Raw genomic sequence first — 9,063 nt, 5'->3', positions numbered from 1 at the left:
CCAGCGCCAAGTCCACTGGCACTTCACCACCGACGACGCACGCGTGAAACTACGCCACCTCTACCCAACCACACAGCGAAAATAAGCCGCAACAAACTACTAGCCCGCTTCTCTCTCCGGCACGCGGTGCTGCTCCCCGTCCGCCAGTTTGCGCAGCATCTCGCGGACGCGGTCTCTGGACTCGTCGGCCGCGTCGATGGCCTCCATGCACTGCCAGTAGGTGCCCTCGTCGTCCACGGCGCAGGCGAGGCCCACCAGGGCGATGCCCACCTCGCCGAGCAGGCCGCCGAGGCAGCTCAGGGCCTGGCGGGCGTCGCCCAGTTCGGTGAGCTGGGCCGCGCGCAGTTCGCCGGGGGCGAGCCGCGGGGTGTCCAGGACTCCGCAGCCGCGGCCCGCCAGCTCCGTCAACCCCAGCGCCTCGCCGCGCAGTTCGGGCGGGCCGGCGACGGCGAGGCGGCTGCCTATCGCCTGCGCCAGGGCCTGTGCCTGCCACACCTCCGTCAGGATCTCGGGCGCGCCGCCGCCCGCCGCCAGCGCGCGCCTGCTCGTCACGATGAGCCGCACAGCGTCCATGCGCTGCCCCCGTCCTCCCGGCGCGCTGCCCACGCGCCGTCTGCCCGAACTCCGTTGTCCACTACCCAGCGTGAGGGTCGGCGGGACGAAAAGCCAGAGGAAGGCGGAAATCTGTGGACAACGAATCGGTTTCGGGCACGACCATGACTCCGGAGAGTGAAAACGGATCGTACGGCTCCTCAGGGGGCGGGGAACCTTCGTTCGTTGCGGTCGATCTTCGCGTCCAGGGCGGCGAGCGGGTCGATGTCCAGTACCTCGCAGAGTTGGAGCAAGTAGGCGAGCACGTCGGCCACTTCGTCGGTCACCCGGTGGGCCGTGTCGGGGTCGTCCATCACGCGTGCGGACTCCTCCGGGGTGAGCCACTGGAAGATCTCGACCAGTTCGGAGGCCTCGACGCTGAGGGCGGCGACCAGGTTCTTGGGGGTGTGGTACGGCTGCCAGTCGCGCGCCGCCGCGAACTCGGCCAGCCTGCGCTGCAGTTTCGCCACATCGAGGGGTTCCGTCACGGGTCCAGGTGTACCACCGTGACCCCGTCGGTCCCCTCGGCCCACGACGCGTCGCCCACCGAGGCGACGCAGCGGATGTGGCCGCGGGCACCCATCCGCACCGCCAGGTCCAGCAGTGCGCGGCGCTGACGCGGATCCAGCGACCGGTCGAAGGCGTCGGCGAGGACGGTGAGCGCCTGCATCGCGGCGGGCACCTCGCCGGCCGGGTCGACCTCCAGCACCCCGGGCCCGGTCAGCAGGACCAGGGCGTGGGCGACGTACCGCAGCTCGCCGTCGCCCAGGCGGGCGAAGGGCGTCCGGAAACCGTCGCCACGCTCGAGCACGCCTCGGACGGTGCCGTCGCCGAGCGGCTCGGCCAGCACGTCGGTCACCGGTCCGGCGCATCCGACGGCCGCCGCCGCGACGAGCTGTGCGTGGCGGCGGCCGCACTCGGTGCGGGTGCGCCACAGCACGTCGGCGAGGTTGTCGCAGCCGCCGAGGAGGCGGCCGGAGCCCATCGGCACCGGGGCCCGCATCCGGCCGGGGCGCGGATCGCAGGCGAAGACGGAACGGAGGGCGACCACCATCTGTTCGGCGGCGGCGAGGACCCGGCGCTGTCCGTCGGTCTTTCCGGCCACGCGCAGCGGCAGCAGCGCCGTACCGAGCCGGTCGTCGGGCAGCGGGGCGCGGGTCACCGGTGCCGAGCCGGCCGTGTGCCAGGCGGCCTGGACCGTGTGGCGGGCGGGATCGCGCAGCGCCGTCTCCAGCAGGACCAGCCCGCCGGAGGTCAACCGCTCGCCCACGACGCGCAGTTCGGGTTCGGCCTGGACGGCGACGTCGAGCCGGACCGGGCCCTGGGGGCCGTCGGTCGTGCAGCCGATACGGAAGCCGCGGCGGCGCTGGGGGTCGGGCCGGGCCCGGTCGGGGACGCAGGCGCCGGCGTCGAGGAACACCTCGTCCACGGCGGCGCCGCCGGCGAGCCGGGCGAGCGCCTCGTACGCCCGTAAGGCGGTCGTCTTGCCGCTTCCGCTGGGTCCGGCGAGCAGGGTGACCGGGCCGAGCGCGAAGCCGGCCCGTCGGTGACCGGCGAAGGCGGACAGCCGCAGCTCGGTGACGCAGGGCCGGATCGCGGCCGGCCGGTCGAGAGAGGGGGCCGGGGCATACGGTTGCGATGACACGCTCATGTCCGGACCGTAGGACTCCGCTCCCCCGCCGAACCGTTTTGCCCCGGCGCGCTTCCTACGATCGGGGGACGTGCCTCAGCCGCCCGAGACGCCCGCGCTCTCCATCAGTCCCGTCACCTCGGTGCCGGCCGGGGTCAGCAGGAAGACGTTGCGGTCGACCCGGTGCATGCCGCTGGCCAGGCCGAAGACGACGCCGGTGCTGAAGTCGAGGACGCGTTTGGCGACCTCGGTCTCGGCGCCGCTGAGGTCGAGGAGGACGGGGACGCCGGCCATCAGGGTCTCGGCGACGTCGCGTGCGTCGGCGAAGACGTTGACGCGCAGGACGACGAAGCGGCGGCGGGTCTGGGTCACCGCCTCGGGAAGCGCTCGGTGCCCCACCGAGGACGGCCAGGCGTCGCGTCCGCGCAACGGCACGACCTGGGCGAGCCCCTCCCACTGCTCATCGGTGACGTCGTGGCTGTTCACCGGCTCCCCCCGAACTGACTCGCCTTCACATCTCGCACCCGGCCCATTCTTACGCCAAGTCACCCGTTCGGCCCAACAGCGACACGGGCCGCGACCGTCACAGGGTGCACATCGCGCCACGCATACCGGGTCTTACCGCCCTCACACCGGACTCTTCACGTCCTGCCGTGCGACGGTCACGGGGAGCCACTACGGTCGGACGGCGTGCACTTCGCAGAAACTCAGCAGGTGACACCCGGTCGGCGGACGCAGTCGGCGGTGTCCGCCGTTCCGGAACCTCCCGCGCAGTGGCACCGCGTGCTGACGCTGCTCGCCGACATCAGTCTGTTCATCGGCACGCGGACCATCTGGACGTCGGCGGCGAGCAACCGTCCGCCGGTGGCCGCGGTCATCTCGGCGTGCTACGCCTCGATCCTGGTGTGCGGGGCGCTGGCGCTGGTGGTGCGCCGGGCGCGTTCGCTCGCGCGCGTCGACCTCGTCGTGCTGGTGACCGCCGTGACGCTCGCCCTGTGCGGCTGGGTGATGAACCACGGCGGCAGTGACGAGGCGATCCTGACCACGCAGGCAGCCAGGGAGATCGTCGCCGGTCACCCGATCTACGGGCAGCCCTGGCCATGGCTGTTCACCCATGGCGTCGCCCTCACCCCGACGTTCACCGGCGGCTACGACTTCACCTACGGCTATCCCCCCTTGACCCCGCTGCTGACGGCGCCCCTGCTGTTCCTGGGGCACGGCGGCATCCCGGCGACCGCGCTGAGCATGGGCGCGCTGGTCGTCGGCACCGTCGTGCTGTGGCGGATGCTGCCCGCGCAGTGGCGCCCGGCGGCGACCCTGGTCTGCCTCGGCTTCGGGCTCATGCCGAACTACGCCCGCCTCGGCTACCCGGCGGTCACCGCGCTGGTCCTGCTGATCCCGGTGGTGGTGCGCTGGCCCCGGATCGGGCGGGGCGGCCGGCTCGGGGCGCCCGGTCTGGCGAGGGCTGTCTGTCTGGGGGCCGCCTGCGCTGCCCAGCAACTGCCGTGGTTCCTCGCGCCGTTCCTGCTGGCCGGGATCTACGCGGTGCGCCGGGGTGAGCTGGGCGGCCGGGCGGCGGCACTGGTGGTGCTGCGGTTCACGGGCGTCGCCGCGCTGGTGTGGCTGCTGGTCAACGCCTACTTCGCGGTGAGCGAGCCGGGCACCTGGCTGCGGGGCATCGCGCTGCCGCTGGTCCAGGGGGCGACCCTGCACGGGCAGGGCCTGGTGGACGTCTCCCTGTACTTCACCGACGGCAGCGACAAGGTCGGCTGGTACGGGTACGCGAGCCTGCTGCTGGCGGCGGGCCTGCTCGGGCTGCTGGTGCTGTTCGGGCGCCGTCTGGGGCCCGCGGCGACCGTGCTGCCCTGGTGCGCCTTCTATCTGGCGACCCGTTCCCAGGACAACTACTACATGCTGATGACGCCGCTGTGGCTCGCGGCGGCCGTCACCGCACCGGCGGACGACTTCGCCGGGGCGTGGCAGCCGCGCCCCCGTCCGCTGACCGGGCCGCGCCGGCGGACGGCGCTGGGTGTGGCGGCGGCGCTGCTGGTCGCGCCGGCGCTTGTCTCCGCGGTCGTGGCGATGGCCGGGAAGCCGCCGCTGCGGATGGAGGTCGCCGCGGTGGGCCGGGCGTCGGCGAAGGTCGTCACCCGCCTGTCGCTGCGGGTCACCAACACCGAGGACAGCGCCCTCGTACCGCACTTCATGGTCACCAGCGGCCAGGGCATGAGTGAGTTCTGGTCGGTCCTGCGGGGGCCGGCCACCCTGTCGGCGCATGCCACGGCACGGTACGAACTGCGGCCACCCCACGGTGCGTTCGCCGTGCCCGGGGCGCACACCCGGGTGCGGGTGCGGGCCTTCACTCCGTCGCCGCAGACGCTGTCCAGCATGGACGTGCGTCTGGCGGCGAAGGGTGGCGCCTCGACAGCGAAGCGCGGGACGGGCTGAGGGCCGCTCAGGCGCCGGCGCGCACGAAGCGGAGGCTCGCGGTGACGGTGGTCAGGCCGCGGATCATGCCCATCTGGTTCCAGCCCAGGCCGAACTCGGCGCGGTCCACGGTGAACTCCGCGTCCAGGGTGAGCGCGTCGGCGTCCTGTCCGGCCAGCCGGGCGGTGATGGTCTGCGGGCGGCTGATGCCGCGCACGGTCAGCTGACCGGAGACCTCGACGGTGTCGCCGGAGCCGGCCTTCGCGCTGCGGACGGTGAAGGTGATCTCGGAGTGGTGGTCGACGTCGAAGAAGTCGGCGCCCCGCAGGTGCTCGTCGCGCTTGTTGTTCTTGGTGTCGAGGGAGGCGGCGTCCAGGGTGATGGTGCCGGTGGCGGAACCGTCGGCGCTCACCTCGCCCTGTCCGGCGACGCCCGTGAAGGTGCCCTTCACGGTGACGAGGTTCCACATCGTCTTGTGGCGCAGGGCGACGGTGGAGGCGGCGGCGTCGAGCTGCCACAGTCCGGTTTCGACGGCGACGGTCATGGTGTGCTCCAGGGGACGGGAATCGGACGACAGAAGAGGGTGATTCAAATTTGGATGATTGCACGCTAGCCCATCATCCAAATCTGGACAACCCCTCGTCCAAAATTGAACAACAGGTAGACTGGAGACCATGGCCGACCTCGAGGAGCACACCAGCGACCTGCCCGTATGCCCGTCCGCGCAGGCCGGCGGACTGCTGCCCAAGGAGCTGCGGGCCTGGATGGTGCTGCTCGCCGCCGTGGGCGCGGTGGAACAGGAGCTGCGGTCGGTCGTGAAGGAGCGGCTGGACGTCTCCCACGACGAGTTCCTGATCCTGTGCCTGCTCGCCGAGCAGCCCGCGACCGGTCTGCGCATGACGCGTGTCGCGGAACTGCTCGGCCGCCCCAAGACCCGGCTCACCTACCAGATCGCCTGCCTCCAGCACGCCGGTCTCGTCACCCGCAAGTCCGTCTGCGGCGACAAGCGGGGCATCGAGGTCGCCCTCACCGAGAAGGCCCGCGGGCTCCTGGAGGAGGCCTCCGGGACGCTCGCCTCGACGGTCGCCCGGGCCCTCAGCCATGTCATGGGCCCGGATCAGCGGGAGGCGGTCTGCGGGCTGGTCCCCGAGCTCGCCGAGGAGCCCAAGACACCGTAAAACCGCCCTCCCGGCCACCCCACCCGCGGGTGACCGCGGCCCCGTCGGGGTACCCGGGCCTCCCGCCGTCACCTGCCGCCGGGTCGACCGAAGGAGGGCTCCATGGCCGCGCTGGACCTGCCCGAACCTGTCGTACGTCACGGAGGCGCGGCGCCCCCGGTCGACGTGTCCGCACTCGAGGCCGCGTTGCGGGAGCGGGTCGACGGCGAGGTCCGGTTCGACGCCGGCAGCCGGGCCGCGTACGCCACCGACGCCTCCAACTTCCGGCAGACCCCGATCGGCGTGGTCGTGCCCCGTACGCCGGAGGCGGCCGCCGCGGCGGTGGCCGTGGCGCGGGAGCACCAGGCGCCCGTGCTGTCGCGCGGCGGCGGCACCAGCCTCGCCGGGCAGTGCACCAACACGGCCGTGGTGATCGACTGGACCAAGTACTGCAACCGCCTGGAGTCCGTCGACGCGGGCGCCCGCACCTGCGTCGTCCAGCCCGGCATCGTCCTCGACGAGCTCAACCGGCGGCTCGCCCCGACCGGCCTGCGCTACGGTCCCGAGCCCGCCACGCACGCCAACTGCACCCTCGGCGGCATGATCGGCAACAACTCCTGCGGCGCCACCGCCCAGGCGCACGGCAAGGTCGTCGACAACATCGCCCGCCTGGAGGTGCTGCTCTATGACGGCACCCGCTTCTGGTGCGGCGAGACCAGCGACGAGGAGTACGCCGAGATCGAGCGGCAGGGCGATCTGCGCGCCTCCGTCTACCGGCAACTGCGCGCCCTGCGGGACACCTACGCCGACGAGATCCGGCGCCGCTACCCGGACATCCCGCGCCGCGTCTCCGGCTACAACCTGGACTCGCTGCTGCCCGAGTACGGCTTCGACGTCGCCGGACTGCTGGTCGGCAGCGAGTCGACGCTGGTCACCGTCCTCAGGGCGGAGCTGGAGCTGGTCCCCGTGGTGAAGGAACGCACGCTCGTCGTGCTCGGGTTCCCGGAGATCTCCGTGGCCGCCGACGCCGTGCCGGCGATCCTGCCGTACGAGCCGATCGCGCTGGAGGGCGTCGACGCGCGGCTGGTGAAGGACGAGCGGATCAAGGGCCTCAACCAGAAGGCGCTGGCCGAACTTCCCAAGGGCAACGCCTACTTGATGGTGCAGTTCGGCGGCGAGACCACCGAGGAGGCCGACGAGCGGGCGCACCGGATGCTGGACGGGCTGCACGAGTCCGAGCACGACGCCGAGGTCGCCTTCCTCGACGACCCCAGGCACGAGGACCAGTTGTGGCAGGTGCGCGAGTCCGGGCTGGGCGCCACCGCGCACGTCCCCGGGCACCCCGACACCTTCGAGGGCTGGGAGGACTCGGCGGTGCCGCCGGACCGGCTGGGCGAGTACCTGCGCCGACTGCGGCGCCTGTTCGACGAGTTCGGCTACCTCAGCGACGTCGGGCCCAGTCTGTACGGCCACTTCGGGCAGGGGTGCGTGCACACCCGGATCCCCTTCGACCTGTACAGCGCGGACGGGGTGGCGAACTACCGCAGGTTCATGGAGCGGGCGGCCGACCTGGTGGTGGAGTTCGGCGGCTCGCTCTCCGGGGAGCACGGGGACGGGCAGAGCCGGGGCGAGCTGCTGCCGCGCATGTTCGGGGACGAACTGGTCACCGCCTTCGGGCGGTTGAAGGCCGTGTTCGACCCACTGGACCGGATGAACCCCGGCAAGGTCGTGGCGCCGTACAAGCTCGACGAGAACCTGCGTCTGGGCAGTCACTGGGCGCCGTACGACCCGCGGGAGCTGCACTTCCGCTTCCCGAACGACGGCAACTCCTTCGCCGAGGCCGCCAACCGGTGCGTGGGCGTGGGCAAGTGCCGGCAGCTGACCAACGACGGCGGTTCGGTGATGTGCCCCTCCTACCAGGTCACGAAGGAGGAGGAGCACTCGACCCGGGGGCGGGCACGACTGCTGTTCGAGATGCTCGACGGGCACGGCGACAGCGCGCTGCGGGACGGCTGGCGCTCCGAGGCGGTGCACGACGCGCTCGATCTGTGCCTGGCCTGCAAGGGCTGCAAGAAGGACTGCCCGGCCGACGTCGACATGGCCACCTACAAGGCGGAGTTCCTCTCCCACCACTACGAGGGCAGGCCCTGGCGGCGGCCGCGTTCCGACCTCTCCATGGGCTGGCTGCCGGCCCTCGCCCAGGTCGTCGGCCGCACCCGGATGGGGCCGGTCGTCAACGCCCTCACCCACGCCCCGGCGCTGTCGAAGGCGGCCGTCGCGCTCGCCGGGGTCGAGGACCGGGAGCTGCCGCTGTTCGCGGGGCGGACCCTGCAGCAGTGGTTCGCGGGGCGCCGGGAGAGGTACGGCGACGGGGCGCGCGGCAGCGTCATGCTCTGGCCGGACACCTTCACCAACTTCTTCCACCCGCACATCGGGCAGGCGGCCGTGGAGGTGCTGGAGCGCGCGGGCTGGAGGGTCGAGCTGCCCCAGGAACCGCTGTGCTGCGGGCTGACCTGGATCTCCACCGGCCAACTCGACGTCGCCGAGCGGGTGTTGAGCCGTACCGTGCGGCATCTGGCCGGGCATGTCCGGGCGGGCGGGCTGGTGGTCGGGCTCGAGCCGAGCTGTACGACGGTGTTCCGCTCCGACATGGGCGAGCTGTTCCCCGGCGACCGTGACGTGCGCCGGCTGAGCGACCAGACGGTGACGCTGGCCGAGCTGCTCACCCAGCACACGCCCGGGTACGAGCCGCCGCACGTGCCGGACCGGTCGGCGCAGGCGGTGGCCCAGGTGCACTGCCACCAGCACGCGGTGCTGGGCTGGGAGGCCGACCAGGAGCTGCTGCGGCGGGCCGGGGTCGACGTCGAGAAGCTGGAGTCCGGGTGCTGCGGGCTGGCCGGGAACTTCGGGTTCGAGCGGGGGCACCTGGAGGTCAGCGAGGCCTGCGCGGAGCGGGTCCTGCTGCCCCGGCTGCGGGAGGAGGACGAGTCGACGGTCGTGCTCGCGGACGGGTTCAGCTGCCGGACGCAGGTCCACGAGCTGGACAGCGGGGGCCATGAGGCGGTGCATGTCGCCGAGTTGCTGGCGTCCGCCCTGCCGGGTGGGGCGTTCGGGAGCGCGTACGGCGTCGGGCGCGACGTGCGGCCCGCCCCGCCGGGACGGGTGGGGAAGGCGCTGGCACTGGCCGGCGCCGGGGTCGGTGTCGCGGGCGTGGCGGCCGGGTTGGTCCGCGGGCTGCGGCGCTGAGGCGGGGCCGGT

General features: G+C 72.6%; 8 protein-coding genes. 3 read left to right on the top strand and 5 right to left on the bottom strand.

Going from position 1 to position 9,063, the window contains the following annotated elements; translation table 11 throughout:
• Positions 1-99: 99 nt before the first annotated feature.
• From ACIRVK_RS41945 to ACIRVK_RS41930, 4 genes are all read right to left on the bottom strand, one after another.
• Positions 100-573 carry a DUF6099 family protein gene (locus ACIRVK_RS41945; RefSeq protein WP_404256831.1) on the bottom strand — a complete coding sequence of 158 codons (474 nt, stop codon included), beginning with the start codon at positions 571-573 and terminating at the stop codon, positions 100-102.
• A gap of 179 nt (positions 574-752) precedes the next feature.
• Positions 753-1,079 carry a nucleotide pyrophosphohydrolase gene (locus ACIRVK_RS41940; RefSeq protein WP_404256830.1) on the bottom strand — a complete coding sequence of 109 codons (327 nt, stop codon included), beginning with the start codon at positions 1,077-1,079 and terminating at the stop codon, positions 753-755.
• Positions 1,076-2,242 (bottom strand): ATP-binding protein, encoded by a 1,167-nt coding sequence (locus tag ACIRVK_RS41935; protein WP_404256828.1) that lies wholly within the window; start codon positions 2,240-2,242, stop codon positions 1,076-1,078. Before ACIRVK_RS41935 ends, ACIRVK_RS41940 begins: the two co-directional genes overlap by 4 nt.
• Before the next feature lie 75 nt (positions 2,243-2,317).
• The gene (locus tag ACIRVK_RS41930) at positions 2,318-2,707 is read right to left on the bottom strand and encodes a cell division protein SepF (protein ID WP_404256826.1); all 390 of its coding nucleotides are present in this window, start codon (positions 2,705-2,707) and stop codon (positions 2,318-2,320) included.
• Between the two features lie 258 nt (positions 2,708-2,965).
• Here ACIRVK_RS41930 and ACIRVK_RS41925 point away from each other — a divergent pair, with 258 nt between their 5' ends.
• Complete coding sequence (locus ACIRVK_RS41925) at positions 2,966-4,669, top strand: hypothetical protein (RefSeq protein WP_404256833.1); 1,704 nt, start codon at positions 2,966-2,968, stop codon at positions 4,667-4,669.
• 7 nt (positions 4,670-4,676) lie between these two features.
• Here ACIRVK_RS41925 and ACIRVK_RS41920 read toward each other — a convergent pair whose 3' ends face one another.
• Positions 4,677-5,192, bottom strand: a complete 516-nt coding sequence (locus tag ACIRVK_RS41920; protein WP_404256824.1) for a YceI family protein — start codon at positions 5,190-5,192, stop codon at positions 4,677-4,679.
• 130 nt (positions 5,193-5,322) lie between these two features.
• On the opposite strand from ACIRVK_RS41920, the gene ACIRVK_RS41915 reads away from it, so the two are divergent.
• Both ACIRVK_RS41915 and ACIRVK_RS41910 read left to right on the top strand, forming a co-directional pair.
• Positions 5,323-5,826, top strand: coding sequence for a MarR family winged helix-turn-helix transcriptional regulator (locus ACIRVK_RS41915; RefSeq protein ID WP_404256822.1), 504 nt, complete (start codon positions 5,323-5,325; stop codon positions 5,824-5,826).
• Positions 5,827-5,928: 102 nt separating this feature from the next.
• A complete protein-coding gene (locus tag ACIRVK_RS41910) occupies positions 5,929-9,051 on the top strand; it encodes an FAD-binding and (Fe-S)-binding domain-containing protein (protein ID WP_404256820.1) in 3,123 nt (1,040 codons plus the stop codon).
• Positions 9,052-9,063: the final 12 nt, after the last annotated feature.

The organism is Streptomyces sp. NPDC101152 (assembly GCF_044768275.1).
GTDB lineage: Bacteria > Actinomycetota > Actinomycetes > Streptomycetales > Streptomycetaceae > Streptomyces.
The sequence above is the reverse complement of the archived record's forward strand: the minus strand, read 5'-3'. Positions and strand labels throughout refer to the sequence as shown.

Excerpts from the sequence above, each read along its gene's own strand:
- ACIRVK_RS41945 (WP_404256831.1), bottom strand. The coding sequence starts at position 573 with ATGGACGCTGTGCGGCTCATCGTGACGAGCAGGCGCGCGCTGGCGGCG.
- ACIRVK_RS41935 (WP_404256828.1), bottom strand. The coding sequence starts at position 2,242 with ATGAGCGTGTCATCGCAACCGTATGCCCCGGCCCCCTCTCTCGACCGG.
- ACIRVK_RS41920 (WP_404256824.1), bottom strand. The coding sequence starts at position 5,192 with ATGACCGTCGCCGTCGAAACCGGACTGTGGCAGCTCGACGCCGCCGCC.
- ACIRVK_RS41915 (WP_404256822.1), top strand. The coding sequence starts at position 5,323 with ATGGCCGACCTCGAGGAGCACACCAGCGACCTGCCCGTATGCCCGTCC.
- ACIRVK_RS41910 (WP_404256820.1), top strand. The coding sequence starts at position 5,929 with ATGGCCGCGCTGGACCTGCCCGAACCTGTCGTACGTCACGGAGGCGCG.